18 protein-coding genes are annotated in these 17,233 nt (G+C 75.4%); 9 read left to right on the top strand and 9 right to left on the bottom strand.

Going from position 1 to position 17,233, the window contains the following annotated elements:
* Positions 1 to 2: 2 nt before the first annotated feature.
* The 4 genes from cydB to IR158_RS03615 are packed head-to-tail and all read left to right on the top strand — an operon-like array spanning position 3 to position 6,409.
* The gene (cydB, locus tag IR158_RS03630; protein ID WP_291809664.1) at positions 3 to 1,052 is read left to right on the top strand and encodes a cytochrome d ubiquinol oxidase subunit II; all 1,050 of its coding nucleotides are present in this window, start codon (positions 3 to 5) and stop codon (positions 1,050 to 1,052) included.
* 19 nt (positions 1,053 to 1,071) lie between these two features.
* On the top strand, positions 1,072 to 2,763 hold the full coding sequence (gene cydD / locus IR158_RS03625) for a thiol reductant ABC exporter subunit CydD (protein WP_291809662.1): 1,692 nt from the start codon (positions 1,072 to 1,074) through the stop codon (positions 2,761 to 2,763).
* Positions 2,760 to 4,640, top strand: a complete 1,881-nt coding sequence (gene cydC, locus IR158_RS03620; protein ID WP_291809659.1) for a thiol reductant ABC exporter subunit CydC — start codon at positions 2,760 to 2,762, stop codon at positions 4,638 to 4,640. The genes cydD and cydC overlap by 4 nt, the downstream gene beginning before the upstream one ends.
* Positions 4,637 to 6,409 carry a GAF domain-containing protein gene (locus IR158_RS03615; RefSeq protein WP_291809655.1) on the top strand — a complete coding sequence of 591 codons (1,773 nt, stop codon included), beginning with the start codon at positions 4,637 to 4,639 and terminating at the stop codon, positions 6,407 to 6,409. Before cydC ends, IR158_RS03615 begins: the two co-directional genes overlap by 4 nt.
* Positions 6,410 to 6,464: 55 nt before the next feature.
* On the opposite strand, the gene IR158_RS03610 is transcribed toward IR158_RS03615, so the two are convergent.
* The gene (locus IR158_RS03610; protein ID WP_291810126.1) at positions 6,465 to 7,091 is read right to left on the bottom strand and encodes a response regulator transcription factor; all 627 of its coding nucleotides are present in this window, start codon (positions 7,089 to 7,091) and stop codon (positions 6,465 to 6,467) included.
* Between the two features lie 85 nt (positions 7,092 to 7,176).
* On the opposite strand from IR158_RS03610, the gene IR158_RS03605 reads away from it, so the two are divergent.
* Positions 7,177 to 8,121, top strand: coding sequence for an NAD(P)-dependent oxidoreductase (locus IR158_RS03605; RefSeq protein ID WP_291809652.1), 945 nt, complete (start codon positions 7,177 to 7,179; stop codon positions 8,119 to 8,121).
* Between the two features lie 52 nt (positions 8,122 to 8,173).
* Here the strand turns inward: IR158_RS03605 and mutM are convergent, their stop codons facing one another.
* The 6 genes from mutM to coaD form a co-directional block, all read right to left on the bottom strand.
* Entirely contained in the window at positions 8,174 to 9,145 is a 972-nt protein-coding gene (gene mutM, locus IR158_RS03600) for a bifunctional DNA-formamidopyrimidine glycosylase/DNA-(apurinic or apyrimidinic site) lyase (protein ID WP_291809649.1), read from the bottom strand.
* A gap of 3 nt (positions 9,146 to 9,148) precedes the next feature.
* Positions 9,149 to 9,874 (bottom strand): ribonuclease III, encoded by a 726-nt coding sequence (gene rnc / locus IR158_RS03595; protein ID WP_291809646.1) that lies wholly within the window; start codon positions 9,872 to 9,874, stop codon positions 9,149 to 9,151.
* Positions 9,875 to 9,920: 46 nt separating this feature from the next.
* The gene (gene rpmF / locus IR158_RS03590; RefSeq protein ID WP_291809644.1) at positions 9,921 to 10,118 is read right to left on the bottom strand and encodes a 50S ribosomal protein L32; all 198 of its coding nucleotides are present in this window, start codon (positions 10,116 to 10,118) and stop codon (positions 9,921 to 9,923) included.
* A 2-nt stretch (positions 10,119 to 10,120) separates the two neighbouring features.
* Positions 10,121 to 10,660, bottom strand: coding sequence for a DUF177 domain-containing protein (locus IR158_RS03585; RefSeq protein WP_291809642.1), 540 nt, complete (start codon positions 10,658 to 10,660; stop codon positions 10,121 to 10,123).
* A 197-nt stretch (positions 10,661 to 10,857) separates the two neighbouring features.
* Complete coding sequence (locus tag IR158_RS03580) at positions 10,858 to 11,358, bottom strand: hypothetical protein (RefSeq protein ID WP_291809639.1); 501 nt, start codon at positions 11,356 to 11,358, stop codon at positions 10,858 to 10,860.
* Positions 11,355 to 11,861: a pantetheine-phosphate adenylyltransferase gene (gene coaD, locus IR158_RS03575; protein WP_291809637.1), complete on the bottom strand. Its 507-nt coding sequence runs from the start codon at positions 11,859 to 11,861 to the stop codon at positions 11,355 to 11,357. Before coaD ends, IR158_RS03580 begins: the two co-directional genes overlap by 4 nt.
* A gap of 61 nt (positions 11,862 to 11,922) precedes the next feature.
* On the opposite strand from coaD, the gene IR158_RS03570 reads away from it, so the two are divergent.
* Genes IR158_RS03570 through IR158_RS03560 form a run of 3 tightly spaced genes read left to right on the top strand, consistent with a single transcriptional unit; the run spans position 11,923 to position 14,428 of the window.
* Entirely contained in the window at positions 11,923 to 12,522 is a 600-nt protein-coding gene (locus tag IR158_RS03570; protein ID WP_291809635.1) for a GNAT family N-acetyltransferase, read from the top strand.
* A 51-nt stretch (positions 12,523 to 12,573) separates the two neighbouring features.
* On the top strand, positions 12,574 to 13,194 hold the full coding sequence (locus tag IR158_RS03565) for a hypothetical protein (protein WP_291809632.1): 621 nt from the start codon (positions 12,574 to 12,576) through the stop codon (positions 13,192 to 13,194).
* Between the two features lie 4 nt (positions 13,195 to 13,198).
* Entirely contained in the window at positions 13,199 to 14,428 is a 1,230-nt protein-coding gene (locus tag IR158_RS03560; protein WP_291809629.1) for a saccharopine dehydrogenase NADP-binding domain-containing protein, read from the top strand.
* A 31-nt stretch (positions 14,429 to 14,459) separates the two neighbouring features.
* Here IR158_RS03560 and bla read toward each other — a convergent pair whose 3' ends face one another.
* Both bla and IR158_RS03550 read right to left on the bottom strand, forming a co-directional pair.
* Entirely contained in the window at positions 14,460 to 15,407 is a 948-nt protein-coding gene (gene bla, locus IR158_RS03555; protein ID WP_291809626.1) for a class A beta-lactamase, read from the bottom strand.
* Positions 15,408 to 15,506: 99 nt separating this feature from the next.
* Positions 15,507 to 16,187 (bottom strand): HD domain-containing protein, encoded by a 681-nt coding sequence (locus IR158_RS03550; protein WP_291809623.1) that lies wholly within the window; start codon positions 16,185 to 16,187, stop codon positions 15,507 to 15,509.
* A gap of 70 nt (positions 16,188 to 16,257) precedes the next feature.
* Between IR158_RS03550 and IR158_RS03545 the strand changes: the two genes are divergently transcribed.
* A complete protein-coding gene (locus IR158_RS03545) occupies positions 16,258 to 17,229 on the top strand; it encodes a DJ-1/PfpI family protein (protein ID WP_291809620.1) in 972 nt (323 codons plus the stop codon).
* Positions 17,230 to 17,233: the final 4 nt, after the last annotated feature.

Below are 17,233 nucleotides of genomic sequence, written 5' to 3'. Positions count from 1 at the left end.
CCATGGACCTCCCCGTCGTCTGGTTCCTCCTCATCGCCGTGCTCTGGACCGGCTACCTCGTGCTCGAGGGGTTCGACTTCGGTGTCGGCATGCTGCTCGCGATCCTGCCCCGGGGCGACAAGGCCCGCCGGGAGAAGGAGCGCCGGCTGATGATCAACACCATCGGTCCCGTCTGGGACGGCAACGAGGTGTGGCTCCTGACCGCGGGCGGCGCGACCTTCGCGGCCTTCCCCGAGTGGTACGCCACGCTGTTCTCCGGCTTCTACCTCCCGCTGTTCCTCATCCTCATCGCCCTCATCGTGCGCGTCGTCGCGTTCGAGTGGCGCGGCAAGATCGACTCCCACGTCTGGCGGGGCTGGGCGGACCGCGCGCTGATCTTCGGCTCGTTCCTCCCCGCACTGCTCTGGGGCGTCGCGTTCGCCAACCTGGTGCGGGGTGTCGAGCTCGACGCGAACCACCAGTACGTCGGTGGCTTCTTCGCGCTGCTGTCCCCGTTCGCCCTGCTCGGCGGGGTCGTGACGCTCAGCATCTTCCTCACCCACGGTGCGGTCTTCCTGGCGATGAAGGTCGACGGCGAGATGCGTGAGCGCGCCGGGGCGTTCGCCGCACGCAGCTCCGTCGTGACCCTCGTCGTCGCCGGCGTGTGGGCCGTGTGGGCCCAGCTGGCGTACAGCGGCAAGGGCTGGACGTGGGCGGCCGTGCTGGTCGCCGCCGCTGCGCTCGTCCTGGTCGTCGCCGCCACCCGGCTGCGTCGTGAGGGCGTCGCGTTCGCCGCGTCGGCCGTCGCCATCGTCGCCGCGGTCGTGCTGATCTTCGGCTCGATGTTCCCCGACGTCATGCCCGCGTTCGACCCCGCGAACTCCCTGACGGTCGACAACGCCTCGTCCACCGACTACACGCTGACCGTCATGACGTGGGTCGCCGCGATCCTCACCCCGGTCGTGCTGCTCTACCAGGGCTGGACCTACTGGGTCTTCCGCAAGCGCCTGACGATCGAGCACATCCCCGAGGCGACCGGCCTGACCTTCGCCCGCGTCGTCTCGCGGTCCTGACCGTGGTCTGCTGGACGGCGTGAAGCCTCTCGATCCCCGGCTCCTGCGGTACGCGCGGTCCGCACGCGGGTACCTCGCCCTGACGGTCGCGCTCGGCCTGCTCACCGGCGCGCTCGTCGTGGCGCAGGCGCTGCTCCTCGCGCACGCGCTGGGATCGGCCGTCGCCGACGGGGCCTCGCTCGCGCAGGTCGCCCCGCTGGCGGGCTGGCTCGTCGTCGTCGTCGTGCTCCGCGCGCTGACCGCCGGCGTCCAGGAGCGCTACGCGCACCGTTCCGCGACGCGGGCCGTCGCCGAGCTCCGCGAGCGTGTGGTCGCGCACGCCGCGGCCGTCGGTCCCCGGCGCGCCGCGCCCGCCGACGGCGCCGGCCTCGTGACGCTGGCGACACGCGGCCTCGACGCCCTCGAGCCGTACTTCGTGCGGTACCTGCCGCAGCTCGTGCTCGCCGCCACGCTGACCCCCGCGACGCTGCTCGTCGTGCTCGGTCTGGACTGGGTCTCGGCCGCGATCCTGGCCGGCACCGTGCCGCTGGTGCCACTGTTCATGTGGCTCGTGGGCGTCATGACGCAGGGCCGCTCGGAGCGCGGGCTCGCGACGATGCAGCGGCTCGGCGCCCAGGTGCTCGACCTGCTCGCCGGCCTGTCGACGCTGCGGGCGTTCGGCCGGGAGCGCGGGCCGGCCGCGCGGGTCCGCGAGCTCGGGGACGCGCACCGGCGCGCCACCATGGGCACCCTGCGGATCGCCTTCCTGTCCGGCATGGTGCTCGAGCTGCTGACCACGCTCGCGGTCGCGCTCGTGGCGGTCGGCGTCGGCCTGCGGCTCGTCTACGGCCACGTCGACCTCGTCACCGGGCTCGCCGTGCTGGTGCTCGCACCCGAGGTCTTCCAGCCGCTGCGTCAGGTCGGCGCGCACTTCCACGCCTCGGCCGACGGTGTCGCGGCGGCGGACCGCGCGTTCGCGGTGCTGGAGGTGCCCGTCGCGGAGGCAGGGACACGACCTGCGCCGGACCTCACGCGCGGGACGGTGCGCGCGCGTGGCGTGGCGGTGCGCTCCCGGGGCGGCTGGGCACCGGCGCCCGTGGACATCGACCTCGTCCCGGGGCGTGTCGTCGCGCTCGTCGGACCCTCGGGGGCGGGGAAGTCCACCACGGTCGAGGTGCTCCTCGGCCTCCTCCCGCCGGACGTGGGGCACGTCGCGCTGGTCGCCGCCGACGGCACGGCGACGGACCTGGCCGACGTCGACGTGCACGACTACTGGCGTCAGGTGACGTGGCTGCCGCAACGGCCCGTGCTGGAGCCGGGGACGGTCGAGGAGGTCCTCGGGGCGACCACGCGTGCGGAGCGCGACCGCGCGGCCGCGCTCACCGGTCTCGACACGGTCGTCGCGTCGCTCCCGGACGGCTGGGGAACGGCGCTGGGCGGTGGCGGGACCGGGCTGAGCGTGGGCCAGCGGCAGCGCCTCGCGCTCACGCGCGCCCTGCTGCGGCCCAGCCCCGTCGTCGTGCTCGACGAGCCGACGGCACACCTCGACGCGGCGGGCGAGCAGGTCGTGCTCGCGACCCTCGAGGCGCTGCGTGACGCCGGCTGCGCCGTGCTCCTCGTCGCCCACCGGGAGTCGCTCGCGAGCCGCGCGGACGACGTCGTGCACGTCACGTCGGCGCCTGACGCCGCAGCCCACGGCGCACCCCTCGCCGCCGACGAGGTGCGGCGATGAGCGCGTCCCTGCGGTCCCCCGCGCCGGCCGCGGCCGCCCCGGCCCCTCCGCCTCGCGGCACGCTGCGACGCGCCGTCCGGCTGCTCGACGTCGACCCGCGGCGCGCCGCCCTGGCGGTCCTGCTCGGGACCCTCGCGCTCGGGTCCGCGGTCGCGCTCGCGGCCGTGGCCGCGTGGCTCATCGCGCGCGCCTCGCAGATGCCTCCGGTCCTCGAGCTGTCGGTCGCGACCGTCGCGGTCCGGACCTTCGGCATCGGACGCGGGCTGATGCGCTACCTCGAGCGCCTGGTGTCGCACGACATCGCCCTGCGCGGCATGGCCGACCTGCGGGTGACGCTCTACGAACGCCTCGCCGCCGGGTCGCCCCAGGCCCTGCTCTCGGTGCGCCGCGGTGACCTGCTCGCGCGCGTCGGCGCCGACGTCGACGCCGTCGGCGACGTCGTGGTCCGCGGCCTGCTGCCGGCCGCCGTGGCGGTCACGCTCGGGACCGGCACGTCGATCGCCATGGCGCTGTTCTGGCCGCCTGCGGGGCTCGCCCTCGCGGTCTGCCTGCTGGCCGCGGGCGTCCTCGCGCCGTGGCTCGCGGCACGCGGGGCCCGCACGGCGGAGGAGCGCGGCGTGCAGGCGCGGGCGCGCATGAGCGCGACGGCGCTCGGTGTGCTCGACGACGCCGGCCCGCTCGCGGTCTCCGGTCGGTTGCGGGGCGAGCTCGACGCGCTGCACGCGGCCGACACCGACCTCGCACGCGCGACGGACGCCGGCGCTCGGCCCACGGCGCTCGCGGCGGCCATCGGCCAGCTCGCGGTCGGCGTGGCCGTGGTCGCCGCACTCGTGACCGGTGTGCCGGCCGTCGCCGCGCGTCTGCTCACCCCGGTCGAGCTGGCGGTCATCGTGCTGACACCGCTCGCCGCCTTCGAGGCGACGTCCCTGCTGCCGGCGGCCGCCGTGCAGGTGCAGCGCTCGCGGGCCGCCGCGGCTCGCGTCCTGGCCCTCGTCGACAGCGCCGGACCCGCGCAGCCCAGGACCGCCGTGCGCAGCACCCCGTCCGGCAGCACCCCGTCCGGCAGCACCCTGTCCAGCAGCACCCCGTCGACCGTCGCCGGCGACACCACGACCGCCCGCCCCCGAGGCCCGGTCCTCGTCGCGACCGGCCTCGCCTGCGGCTGGCCGGGTCGCGTGCCGGCTGTGACGGACGTCGACCTCACGCTCGCGCCCGGCAGGCGCCTGGCCGTCGCCGGACCCAGCGGGGAGGGCAAGACGACGCTCCTGCTGACGCTCGCGGGTCTGCTGCCTCCCGTCGCGGGGACCGTGACGCTCGACGGGGTCGCCCTCGGGAGCGCGGACGGCGGGCACATGGCGGGCGACGTCGTCATGACGGGCGAGGACGCCCACGTGTTCGGCACCTCCGTCCTGGAGAACCTGCGCGTGGCCCGCGGCGACGTGACGCCCGCCGAGGCGACGGACGCGCTGCGCCGGGTCGGCCTGGGGCCGTGGCTCGACGATCTGCCCGAGGGCCTCGACACGGTCGTCGGGTCCGACGCGCGCACTGTGTCCGGCGGGGAGCGCCGCCGCCTCCTGCTGGCCCGCGCGCTCGTGTCCGACGCACCCCTGCTGCTGGTCGACGAACCTGCCGAGCACCTCGACCCGCGCACCGCGGACGCCGTCCTCGACGAGCTGTGGCACGCACCGGCGACGCGGCACGGCACCGCGCGCGGCGTCCTGGTGGTCAGCCACCGCCTCGCGCCGCTCGCCGCGGCGGACGAGGTGCTGTGGCTCGCCGGCGGACGTGTGGCGGCGCGCGGCACCCACGAGGACCTGACGGCGGACGTGCCGGGCTACGGTGAGGCCGTGCAGGCCGAGGAGCAGGAGACGTCGTGAGCGAGCACCGAGGCGAGATGCGTGAGGTCGCCGGACGGCTGCCGGTCGCGGGGGCGCCGTTCGAACGGGGCGTCATCGTCGACACCGCACCGGACCCCGCGCCCCTCACCGGTGACGCGCTGACCGACCTGCTCGGGGCGATGCTGGCGGTCGCGGGACACCTCGAGCTGCCGGCCGTGCTCGACCGGTTCGTCCAGGTCAGCGCCGAGCTCACGTCCGCCCGGTTCGCGGCCATCAACGTCCTCGACGACACCGGCACGTCCACCACGTTCGTCTACACGGGTGTCCCGACGGCCGTCGCGCGGGCGATGCGCCACCCCCCGCACGCCCAGGGTGTGCTCGGGCAGATCCCCGTGGACGGCGTCCTGCGCCTCGACGACCTCACCCAGCACCCGTCGTTCCAGGGCTGGCCCGCGCACCACCCGCCGATGGGGTCCTTCCTCGGCGCGTCGGTGAAGGTGGGCGAGCACGTCTACGGCCAGCTCTACCTGTCCGAGAAGCAGGGCGGTGGGACGTTCACCACCCGGGACGAGCACATGGTCCTGGCACTCGCCGCGGCGGCAGGGGTGGCCATCGCCAACGCGCAGCTGTACGCCGAGTCCGAGCGGCGCGAGCACTGGCTGCGTGCCGGTCAGGACATCACCACGATGCTCCTGGAGGGCGTGGACGAGGAGTCCGCCCTGGAGCACGTCGCCCGCACCGCGCGGGAGGTCGCGGGTGCGGACACCGCGGCACTCGCGCTGCCGGGGATGGGCGGGGAGCTGTTCATCGAGCTCGCCGACGGGTACCGCGCCGCGGAGCTCACCGGCCTGGTCATGCCCCGCGGCGGCCGTGCCTGGACCGTGCTCGAGGAGGGGCACGGCCTGCTCACGCCGTCGCTGTCGGCGTCCCGCACCGTCAAGCTCGACGAGATGCGTGCCTTCGGGCCGGCGATGTTCGCGCCGCTGCACTCCTCCGGACGCGGCGTGGGGGTCCTGGTGCTGATGCGGCGCATCGGTGCCATCCCGTTCGACGAGAGCGACCTCGCGACCGCCGAGTCGTTCGCGGCGCAGGCGGCGCTCGCGTACGTCCTCGCCGAGGCCAGGCACGCGCAGGACGTCGCCGCGCTGCTCGACGAGCGCGAGCGCATCGCGCGCGACCTGCACGACCTGGCGATCCAGCAGCTGTTCGCCACGGGCATGCAGCTGGAGACGGTGCGTCGGCGTGCGGCCCGGGGCGTCGACCCGCAGGAGCTCATGAGCATCGTCGAGGATGCCCTCGACAACGTCGACAGCTCGGTGCGTGAGATCCGCCAGATCGTCTACGCGCTGCGCGACCCCGACGCGGCGACCGGTCTGGTCGAGAGGCTGCGTCGTGAGACGTCGCTGGCCCGCACGGGGCTCGGGTTCGCGCCGTCGCTGGTCCTCTCGCTGGACGGCGAGGACCTGTCACCCGGTGACGGCGAGGCCGAGGACCGGATCGACGAGCGTCTCGAGCAGGAGCTCACCGACGACGTCGTCGCGGTCGTCCGGGAGGGCCTGGCCAATGCCGCCCGGCACGCGCACGCCTCGTCGGTGAGCGTGCGCGTCGCGGTCCGCGGCTCGGGACCGACCGGGTCCGTCGAGGTCGACGTCGAGGACGACGGTGCGGGCCTGCCGGCAGAGCGTGAGCGCAGCTCGGGCACCGGCAACCTCGCGTCGCGGGCCCGTCAGCACGGGGGCACGTTCAGCCTGGGTGCGGCCCCCAGCGGCAAGGGCTCCCTGCTGACCTGGCAGGCCCCGCTCGGCTGAGCCGTCGCCGGCGGTGCCGGTGTGGTGCGCGACGCGTGCACCACACCGCGCGACCTCAGTGCCCGGGCTCGGCGCGCCAGCCGGAGTTCTTGCGCGACGCGACCCACGCCGCCACCTGCGTGCGGCGCTGCAGCCCCATCTTCGACAGCAGCGACGTGATGTGGTTCTTCACGGTCTTCTCCGCGACGCCCAGCCGCTCGGCGATCTCGCGGTTGGACATGCCCTCACCGATCAGGTCGAGGACACGCAGCTCGCTCGGCGTCAGCGACTCGGTGGGGTCCTCGTGCCCGGCCCGGCGACGCGCGACGGTCCGGTCGTCCAGGAGCGTGCGTCCGGCGGCCACGGCGCGGATCACGTCGGTGATCTCGGCTCCGCGCACGCTCTTGAGCAGGTAGGCGGCCGCGCCGGCGTCCAGGGCCTGGGCGAGGGCGTCGTCGTCGTCGAACGACGTCAGGACGATCGCACGCGCGTCGGGCAGCGTCTCGCGCACCGCCTTCATCAGGTCGATGCCCGTGCCGTCGGGCAGCTGCAGGTCCACCAGCAGCACCTGGGGCCGCACCAGCGTGGCGCGACGGACGCCGTCGGCCACCGAGCCCGCCTCCGCGACGACGGTCATGCCGTCCGTGCGCTCGACGACCTCGGCTATCCCGCGGCGGACGACCTCGTGGTCGTCGACGATCATGACGGAGATGGACCCTGGCCGACCGCCCCCGGGGGGCGTCGGCGTGGACTGGCTCGTGGCTGACACCGTGGCATCGTATCGACCCATGACCCTGATCCTGCTCCCGACGACCGTCGACGGCGCGCCCACGCTGCCGTCGGGCGTCACCGCCGTCCGCTACGACGTGACAGCCCCGCCCCCGCCGGAGGCGGCGCACGCCGACGCGGTCGTCGTGTGGGGCAACCCCGCCGACCGCCTCGCCGAGCTCGCGGTGGCGACACCGCACGCCCGCTGGGTCCAGACGTTGGCCGCCGGGCCCGACGCCGTGCTCGCCGCGGGCTTCGCCCCCGACGTGGTGGTGACGAACGGACGCGGACTGCATGACGCAACGGTCGCCGAGCACGTGCTGGCCCTCCTGCTCGCGTCCGTGCGGTCGGTGCCCGCGATGGTGCAGGCCCAGTCAGGTCACCGCTGGGCGGACGAGCTGGGTGGCCTGCAGCCGCTGCACACCTCTGACCGCGTGACCACGCTGATCGACGCCAACGTCACGGTCTGGGGATTCGGCTCGATCGCCGCGCGCCTCGCGCCGCTGCTCGTGGGGCTCGGTGCGCACGTCACGGGCGTCGCCACGACCGCCGGGGACCGGTACGGGTTCCCCGTCGTCACCCCGCAGGGCCTGCCGGACGTCCTGCCCCGCACGGACGTGCTCGTGGGGCTCCTGCCGGCGCTCGAGACGACCCACCACGCCATCGGGCGGGACGTGCTGGGCCTGCTGCCGCGACGCGCGCTCGTCGTCAACGCCGGTCGCGGGTCCACGCTGGACGAGGACGCGCTCGTGGACGCGCTGCGGACCGGTGGCATCGCCGGCGCAGCCCTCGACGTGTTCGCCACAGAGCCCCTGCCCGCGTCCTCGCCGCTCTGGGACGAGCCCCGCGTCCTGGTCAGCCCGCACGCGGCAGGCGGCCGCCCGGTCGGCTGGGAGTCGCTCGTCGCCGACAACGTCGGGCGCTTCCTCGCGGGCACTCCCCTGCGCAACGTCGTGCCGCGCTGACGCCTGGTCCCCGCGCGCCGGGCGGCTGGTCGGGCACCGACCGACCGGACCGTCAGGCGCGGCGGGGCCGCGGACGCGGCTGGCACCGGGGGCAGGTGAACGACGAGCGGTTGGCGAACGCGTCGCGACGTACGGGGGTCCCGCACCGGGGGCAGGGCCGGCCGTCCTGCCCGTACACGGCCAGGGACCGGTCGAAGTAGCCGGACGCCCCGTTGACGTCGACGTACAGCGCGTCGAAGCTCGTGCCGCCCTGCTCGAGCGCCTGGGTCATGACCTCGGCCGCGGCGTCGAGCAGCCGTTCGACGTCCGTGGCGCGCAGCGCCGCCGTGGGCCGGGCCCCGTGCAGCCGCGCCCGCCACAGCGCCTCGTCGGCGTAGATGTTGCCGACGCCGGAGACGAGCGTCTGGTCGAGCAGCGCACGCTTCACCTCCGTGCGTCGTGCCCGCATGGCGGTGACGACCGCGCGCCGGTCCAGCGCCGGGTCCAGCAGGTCCCGCGCGATGTGGGCGACCGGCACCGGCAGCGCCTGCCGCGCGGAGCCGAGGCCGCCGGGCGCACCGTCCGGCGTCGGGACCAGGTCGGGGACGGACAGGTGGCCGAACGTCCGCTGGTCGACGAAGTCGAGCGCGGAGCCGTCGTCGAGCCCGAGCCGGACCCGCAGGTGCGGGTGCTCGACCCAGCCGACCGATCCCGGCGCGACGACCACGTCCGTGGTGCCCCCGGAGGCCCCCGCGTCGGCGAGGTGGGCACCGCGGACGAGCAGCTGCCCGCTCATGCCGAGGTGCGCCAGCAGGGCGTCGTCACCCCTCCCGGCGCCCTCGTCCAGCAGGAGCCACAGGAACTTGCCGCGCCGCACCGCGGCCTCCAGCCGTCGCCCGGTCAGGCGCGCCGCGAAGTCGAGCGGGCCGGCCTCGTGGCGGCGCACCGAGTAGTCGCGCCGCACGTCCACGTCGACGACGGTCCGGCCCAGGACGTGCCGCGCGAGCCCGTCGCGGACCGTCTCCACCTCGGGGAGCTCGGGCACGCGTCAGCCCGCGTCGCCCGAGGGGACCTCGTCCGTCGCGGTGTCGCGCAGCGCGCTCAGCGCGGCCCAGGCGGCGGACGCCGCCTCCTGCTCGGCGATCTTCTTGGCGGGGCCGGTGCCCGAGCCGCGGATCTCGCCACCGACGACGGCGTGGGCCGTGAACGTGCGGGCGTGGTCCGGGCCCTCGCCCGTGACCTCGTAGTACGGCGCACCGAGACCGAGCGCGGCGGACAGCTCCTGGAGCGACGTCTTCCAGTCGAGCCCGGCGCCCAGCCCGGCGGCGGCGGTGAGGGTGGGCCGGACGAGCCGGTCGACGAGGACGCGTGCCGTCTCGAGTCCGTGCGCGAGGTAGACGGCGCCGAAGACGGCCTCCAGCGTGTCCGACAGGATCGAGTCCTTGTCCCTGCCGCCGGTGGCGAGCTCACCCTTGCCCAGCAGCACGTAGCTGCCGAGGTCGAGCGTCCGCGCGACCTGCGCCAGGGCACGCTGCGACACGGTCGCCGCACGCATCTTCGCCAGGTCACCCTCGGAGTTGTCGGGGTGCGTGCGATAGAGGTGCTCGGTCACGACGAGCCCCAGGACCGTGTCGCCCAGGAACTCGAGGCGCTCGTTGGTGGGGATGCCGCCGGCCTCGTGGGCGAACGAGCGGTGCGTCAGCGCGAGCACGAGAAGCTCGGGGTCCAGGGGGACCCCGAGCTTCTCCAGGAGCGTGTCCGCTGCCGTGCTCATGCGACGCCGGTCGGAACGGATCTGCCGGTCATCGCCACCGCGAGGGTCAGACGGTCTCGTGCTCGCTGCGCACGGCCTCGACGTAGCGACGGCCGTTGTACGCACCGCACGAGGGGCACGCGATGTGCGGCCGCGTCTGCGACTTGCACTGGGGGCAGCTGGTGAGCGTCGTGGCAGTGGTCTTCCACTGCGACCGACGCGCACGGGTGTTGCTGCGCGACATCTTGCGCTTCGGAACCGCCACGGTCAGCTCTCTCTCTTCTCGTCGTCAGTGCCCTGCAGGCCGCCGAGGGCCGCCCACCGGGGGTCGATCGTCTCATGCGCGTGGTCCGGGTCGTCGGCGAGCCGCGCCCCGCACTCCGAGCACAGGCCCGGGCAGTCCACCCGGCACAGGGGCCGGAAGGGCAGCGCAGGCACGACCGCGTCTCGCAGCGCGGGCTCGAGGTCGACCAGGTCGCCCTCCAGCTCACGCACGTCCTCGTCCTCGTCACCGCTCGCCGCCGCTGCGTCGGCACGCTCGGGGTACACGTACAGCTCCTGCAGCGGTGCGTCGACTGGCTCGACCACCCGCTCCAGGCACCTCACGCACTCCCCGACGGCTTCGCCGCGGATCGATCCGGAGACCAGGACCCCTTCCATGACCGCCTCGAGCCGAAGATCCAGCTCCAGGTCGCTCCCGGCAGGGATGCCGATCATGCCGCTACCGAGCTCGTCGGGTGCCGCGACGGTCCGCTGCACCGTCCGCATCGATCCCGGACGTCGGCCGAGCTCGTGTGTCTCGAGCACGAACGGCGAGCTGGGATCGAGGTGGGTTGGGCGCACGGTCCGTTCCCCTCGTTCCAGGTGGCACCGTGCGCGGGCGCGCGGCACCTAGTTGCGGCAATGACGGCTCGGTCCACGCCACGACCGGCAGGACCAACCGAGAACTCTACGGCACGCGGTGCGCTGTCCCAAACCGACGGCGCCCGCCGCGGCCACGGCCGCTACACGCCCTCGCCCGGGACCAGCCGACCCGCGAGCTTCGCGCGTCCTGCCTGCACCTGCGACAGGACCTTGCCCAGGTCGATCTCGAAGTCCGCCAGGCGACGGTCGCAGTAGTCGTCCGCGTCCCGGCGCAGCGCCTCGGCCGTCTCCTGCGCCTCGGCGAGGATCTCGGCGGCCCGGGACTGCGCCGCCGTCACGACGCTCTCCTGCTCCACGAGCGCGGCCGCACGGCTCCGTGCACGGGCCAGGACCGCCTCGGCCTCCGCCTGCGCCGCGGCCCGCGCGGCGTCCGCGTCGGCCAGGACCTCGTCGGCCTGGTGCAGCTGGGAGGGCAGCGCCGCGCGCACTTGGTCGACCAGCTCCAGGATCTCCGCCCGGTTCACCAGGACGGACGAGGACATGGGCATCGCCCGTGCCTGCGTCACCGCGTCCTCGAGCGCGTCGAGCACGCCGCCGACGCCTTCCGTCCGTTCCACGCCGTCGTCCACGTGCTCGGTCATCGTCCGTCCTCTCCCCCGACGCCCCGGGACGGCGCCAGTGCCTGTCGCACCGCTGCCGCCACCTCGGGCGTCACCATGTCGTCGATCGGTCCACCGTGCCGTGCCACGTCCTTGACCAGGGACGACGCGATGTGCGCGCGAGCCGGGTCGCCCAGGACGAAGACCGTCTCCACGCCGGACAGGTGCCGGTTCATCAGTGCCATCGCGAGCTCCGCGTCCAGGTCCGCACCGCTGCGCAGCCCCTTGACCACCGCGCACGCCCCGACGTCCCGCACGAGGTCGACGAGCAGCCCGTCCGTCGAGACGACCCGCACGCCCTCGCACCCCGCCAGCGCGTCCGCCGCCAGCCGGACCCGTTCGTCGGGGGGCAGCAGCGACCGCTTGGAGGCGTTGTGCGCCACGGCCACGACGACCTCGTCGAACATCGACCGGGCGCGCCGGACGACGTCCACGTGACCCAGCGTGATCGGGTCGAACGACCCCGGGCAGACGGCGGTGCTCACGGACGCCAACCTACGTCACCGGCCCCTGCCGGACCCGACGGTGACGCGCTAGCGTTCCGCTGTGAGCCACGTCCGCCCCGCGACGTGCGCCGACCTGCCGGTCCTGCGCACGGTGTGCGCGCTGGCCTACCGCGACAACCCGCTGATGCGCTGGGTGCTGCCGGACGACGACACGCGGGCCGACGCGTGCGCGGCCTGGCTCGGTCCGTCCCTCGAGCGCTACCTCGCGGCGGGCCGGGTCGACATCCTGACGGTCGACGACGTCCCGGTCGCGCTCGCGGCGTGGCGGCTGCCGGGTGCGGACGTCGCCGCTCCGGCCGCGTCGCCGCTGCCGTCACCCGCCGGCGTGCTGCGCGCCCTCGTCGGCCCGGAGAGGGCGACGCAGGTGCTCGGGGCGCTGGGCGGTGCGGCCGCCCTCGCCCCGGCGGCCCCGGGTCCTTACCTCAACTACCTCGCGGTGCACCCGGCGCACCAGTCGCGCGGTCGGGGCGGCGAGCTGCTCGACCACGGGATCGACGCCCTGGGCGCCGCCGCCGGGACGCCGTGGCTCGGGACGACGGATCCCCGCAACGTGCCGTTCTACGAGCGGCACGGCTTCTCGACGGCAGGCAGCCACGTGCTCGGCGACGACGGGCCCCTGCTCACCGTGCTGCACGGCTGAGCGGGCGCCGCGGGCGACCGGCCGGGTGGTGCGTCCCCGTGTGCAGAGCGCATGCTCGACGCAGGAGGGACCACGATGACGCACCACCGGATCGAGCAGGTCGAACGGGCGACGGGCCGGACCTGGGACGCGTGGCTCGAGCTTCTCGGGTCGTGCGGTGCCGAGCACCTCGATCACGGCGCGATCGCCGCACGTGTGACCGCCGAGCTCGAGGGCACGACGCCCTCCGCCGCGTGGTGGGCCCAGTCCGTCACCGTCGCGTACGAGCAGCACATCGGCCGGCGCCTGCCCGGCCAACGGTCGGACGGCACGTTCCAGACCAGCGTGAGCCGAGCGACACCGTGGGACATGGCCGACCTCATGGCGGCGTGGACGCGGTTCGCCGTCGAGGACGACGAGGTGCGCAGCTGCATCGTGGGCGAGCCGCGCGTCAGCGGCACCGAACGGCGGATCACGTGGCGCGCCCGGTCGCGCGAGGGGTGGCCCGTCGCCGTGACGAGCGAGCCACGCCGCGGCACCACGGCCTCGCTCGTCGCGACGCAGACCGGACTGCCCACGCCGGAGGCGAGGGACGAGGCCCGTGAGCGCTGGGTCGCCGTGCTGGACCGCTTCGTCGCGACGACCGCCGACAGGGCCCGCGGTTGCACTCCCCCGCGGGCAGCGACAACCTGACCGCATGGTCGGCACCGCACGCGAGCACGACGTCGTCGTCCTCGGGGCGACCGGGTTCGTCGGGACGCTCCTGTGCGAGCACCTCGCACGGCACGCCCCTGCCGGGACCGGCATCGCGCTGGCCGGGCGGTCCCGCGAGAGGCTGGTGCGGATGCGGGCGACCCTGCCCGAGCGCGCCCACGCGTGGCCGGTCCTGGTCGCGGACACCGCGGACGCCCCCTCCCTGCGTGCGCTGGCGGCGGCGACGCGCGTCCTGGTCAGCACCGTGGGCCCGTACCTGCAGCGCGGGCTCCCGGTCGTCGAGGCCTGCGCCCGCGCCGGGACCCACTACGCCGACCTGACGGGCGAGGTGCCGTTCGTCCGGCAGGCAGCCGACGCGCACGACGAGGTGGCCCACGCGACCGGGGCGCGTCTCGTCCACGCGTGCGGGTACGACGCCGTCCCGTCCGACCTCGCCGTCCTCGTGCTGCACCGGCAGGTCGCGGCGGACGACGCCGGTTCGCTGGGCCGGGTCCGCCTGGTCGCGAGCGCGCGCGGTGGGGTCAGCGGCGGCACCGTCGCGTCGGTGCGCGGCATCGCCGAGCTGGCCGGGCGGGACCCGGCCGTCCGCCGCCTGCTCGCCGACCCCTTCTCACTGAGCCCGGACCGCGCCGCCGAGCCGGACGTGCCCCAGCCCTCGGACACCCCGGCGCCCGGTCGCACGGTCGACGGCCGCTGGGTCGCGACGTCGCCGATGGGGTCGTTCAACACGCGCGTGGTGCGGCGGTCGAACGCGCTGCAGGGCTGGGCGTACGGCCGCGAGCTGCGCTACCAGGAGGTGGCCGCGACCGGCTCCGGGCTGCGCGGGGCGGCCAGGGCCGCCGGGCTGACGGTCGGTCTGCCGCTCGCGCTCGCGGCGCTCGCGGTGCCGCCGACCCGTGCGCTCCTCGACCGCGTGCTGCCGGCCCCGGGCACGGGCCCGGACGCCGAGACCCGACGCGCCGGGTGGTTCCGCATGGACCTCCACGCGGTGACCACGACCGGTCGGCACTACCGCGCGCTGGCCGCCGGCCGGGGCGACCCCGGCTACTCCGCGACGGCCGTGATGCTCGGGGAGGCGGCGCTGGCGCTGGCGCTCGACGGCGACCGGCTCCCGGACCGTGCGGGGTCGCTCACGCCCGCGACGGGCGTCGGCGACGTGCTGGTCGCCCGGCTCCGGGCAGCCGGTCACCGGTACGTGGCGTCCGTGCGCTGAGCCTTCGGGGAACGGCGGACGAGGCGCGACGTCAGGACCGCCCGAGGGCTGCGACCGCGGCGGCCGCCGACGCGGCGACGAGGGCGTCGTCGGGCTCGGCGTCGCGGTCCGCGCGGTCGGACATGACGGCGACGACGATCGGCGGACCGTCCGTCGGCCACACGACCGCGACGTCGTTCCGGGTGCCGAACCCCCCGGTGCCGGACTTGTCACCGACCACCCAGTCGGCCGGGAGCTGGGCGCGCACCAGGGTGTCGCCGGTCTGCGTGCCGGTGAGCCAGGCGGTCAGGACGGCACGCTCGTCATCGGTCAGCGTGGTCCCCAGGACGTACTCGCGCAGGTCCGCGGCCAGGACCCGCGGTGTCGTCGTGTCGCGCTCGTCGCCCGGCGTCGCCTCGTTGAGGTCGGGCTCGGTGCGGGCGACGACGGTCACGTCGTCGCCGAGGGCCGCGAGCGCCTCGTCGAGCGCCGCCGGGCCGCCGAGCGCCTCGAAGAGCAGGTTGCCTGCGGCGTTGTCGCTGCGTGTGACGGCCGCCTCCGCCACCTCGGCGAGCGTCATCGTGCCGCCCACACGCGTCTCGGTGACCGGCGAGTACGTCACGATGTACTCGGCCCGGACCGGCACCTCGCGGGCGAGACCGTCGACGCCGACGAGGTCGAGGACGGCGCCGGCCGCGAGCGCCTTGATCGTCGACGCGTACGCGAACCGCTCGTCGGGGCGCCACGCGACCGCGGCCCCGGTGCCGGTGTCGACGGCGTGGACGCCGAGGCGGGCGTCGTAGCGGGCCTCGAGCTCCTCGAGCTCGAGCGGCACCTCCGTGGCGGTCGGCGACGGCGTGGTCGTCGGGACCGGGGCGCTGCTCGTCGCGGGGACCGCCGTCGGTGCCTCCCGCGACGGGGCACCGCACCCCGCGGTCACGGCGATGCCCGCGGTGGCGAGGACGACGAGGACACGGTTCGTGATCGACGTGCTGAGCATGGCGACCATGCTGCGGCAGGCCACCGACATCCGCCCACGCGGGCTCGGGTCCCGTGCGACGGTCGAACCGGTGCCGGAGCACCACCCCCGCCGCGGACGTCAGACGCCCCAGCGCCCCGCCGCGGCCGCGCGCTCCATCGACGTCACGTGCGGTGGCTCGCGCCGCTCACGCACGAGCAGGCCCGGCAGGCTCGCGGCGGGCGCGCGCACGTCGCTGCCGGCGGCGTGCGCCACGATCGCGTCGACGATCCGGCGCGTCAGGTCCAGGCGGGGCAGCTCCGTGGTGAGCACCGCCGCCAGGGCGTCCGGGACGGCGTCCGCGCCGAACCCGAAGTCCATGGCGATGCCCGCGCGCGCGAGTGCGACCTCTGCCTGCTTGTGCTCGGCGATGCCGACCGACGTGTGCAGGGCGACGGCATCCCACACGGTCTCGGCCGTGCTCGTCGGCAGTCCCTGGGAGATCACGAAGGACCGCGCGAGGTCGGCGCCCTCGACCTCGAAGCGCCGGTCAGCGCGTGAGGGGAGGTGCAGCCCGGTGTCGTGCAGGACGCACGCGACGAACAGCGCTACGTCGTCGAAGTCGCCCTGCTGCCACCCCCGCTCCGCGGCCGCGACCCGTGCGAGGACCCAGCTGCGCACGCTGTGGTGCAGCAGGTAGTCGGGCTCGAGGTCCCGCGCGAGCGCGAGCGCCGCGCGCGGGACGTCGCCGGGCGGGAGGACCAGACGGCCGGCGTCGAGCAGGTCGTCCAGGGCCGGCGGGAGTGCGGCAGGCGTCGTCATGGCTCGATCGTGGCGCCCTCGCGCACCGCGGACCAGTGTCGTGAACGCCGTACGTCCGTAGGATCGCGCCATGGGCCAGCCGCAGCGCCACCGTGTCGCCGTCCTCGCGCTGCCCGGTGTGGTCGCGTTCGACATGACCATCCCGCTCGAGGTGTTCGCGGGCACCGACGCGCCGTACTCCGTGCAGCTCGTGACCGCGGACGGCGCGCCGGTGACCACGAGCTCGGGCTACGGCGTGACCCCGCACGCCGGGCCCGAGGCGCTCGCGGCGGCTCGGACCGTCGTCGTCCCGGGCTTCTGGCCCACCTGGGCGCCGCCTCCGGGCCCGGCCCTCGAGCTGCTGCGCGCGGCGCACGACCGCGGCGTCCGCCTCGTGTCCATCTGCACCGGCGCGTTCGCCCTCGCGGCCGCAGGGGTGCTCGACGGTCGCCGCGCGACGACGCACTGGCGGCACACGGACGAGCTCGTGGCGCGCCACCCGGCCGTCGTCGTCGAGCGCGACGTGCTGTTCGTCGACGAGGGGGACGTGCTCACGTCGGCCGGCATGGCGGCCGGGATCGACCTGTGCCTGCACGTCGTCCGCCGTGACCACGGCGCCCGGACGGCACGGGAGGTCGCACGGCGGCTCGTCGTCGCCGCCCACCGGGAGGGCGGTCAGGCGCAGTTCGTCGCGGCACCGGTGCCTGACGTCGCCGGGGGCTCGCTCGCCGACACCCGGGCCTGGGCGCTCGAGCACCTGGGTGAGGCGATGACGCTGGACGCCCTCGCCCACCACGCCCACGTCTCGACACGCACGCTCCAGCGCCGCTGGCGCGACGAGACGGGGACCTCGCCGCTCCGTTGGCTCAGCGAGCAGCGGGTCCACCGCGCGCGCGAGCTGCTCGAGGCCGACCCGACGATGCCGGTCGAGGAGGTCGCCCGGCGCACCGGGCTCGGCACGGGCGACAACCTGCGCCTGCACACCCGTCGGCACCTGGGGACGACGCCGACGGCGTACCGGCGCTCGTTCGGCGCACCGGCGGCACCGTCCGGAGGCGGTTAGCCTC

This window comes from Cellulomonas sp., assembly GCF_015234515.1.
In the GTDB taxonomy this organism is placed as follows: Bacteria; Actinomycetota; Actinomycetes; order Actinomycetales; family Cellulomonadaceae; genus Cellulomonas.
Note: the sequence above shows the minus strand (reverse complement) of the source record. Positions and strands in the feature narration are given on the sequence as shown.

Coding starts and splice junctions, on each gene's coding strand:
- IR158_RS03560 (WP_291809629.1), top strand. CDS start 13,199: ATGGTCGGCACCGCACGCGAGCACGACGTCGTCGTCCTCGGGGCGACC.
- IR158_RS03550 (WP_291809623.1), bottom strand. CDS start 16,187: ATGACGACGCCTGCCGCACTCCCGCCGGCCCTGGACGACCTGCTCGAC.
- cydC (WP_291809659.1), top strand. CDS start 2,760: ATGAGCGCGTCCCTGCGGTCCCCCGCGCCGGCCGCGGCCGCCCCGGCC.
- cydB (WP_291809664.1), top strand. CDS start 3: ATGGACCTCCCCGTCGTCTGGTTCCTCCTCATCGCCGTGCTCTGGACC.
- rnc (WP_291809646.1), bottom strand. CDS start 9,874: ATGAGCACGGCAGCGGACACGCTCCTGGAGAAGCTCGGGGTCCCCCTG.
- IR158_RS03610 (WP_291810126.1), bottom strand. CDS start 7,091: ATGATCGTCGACGACCACGAGGTCGTCCGCCGCGGGATAGCCGAGGTC.
- IR158_RS03605 (WP_291809652.1), top strand. CDS start 7,177: ATGACCCTGATCCTGCTCCCGACGACCGTCGACGGCGCGCCCACGCTG.
- bla (WP_291809626.1), bottom strand. CDS start 15,407: ATGCTCAGCACGTCGATCACGAACCGTGTCCTCGTCGTCCTCGCCACC.
- IR158_RS03545 (WP_291809620.1), top strand. CDS start 16,258: ATGGGCCAGCCGCAGCGCCACCGTGTCGCCGTCCTCGCGCTGCCCGGT.
- IR158_RS03580 (WP_291809639.1), bottom strand. CDS start 11,358: ATGACCGAGCACGTGGACGACGGCGTGGAACGGACGGAAGGCGTCGGC.
- IR158_RS03565 (WP_291809632.1), top strand. CDS start 12,574: ATGCTCGACGCAGGAGGGACCACGATGACGCACCACCGGATCGAGCAG.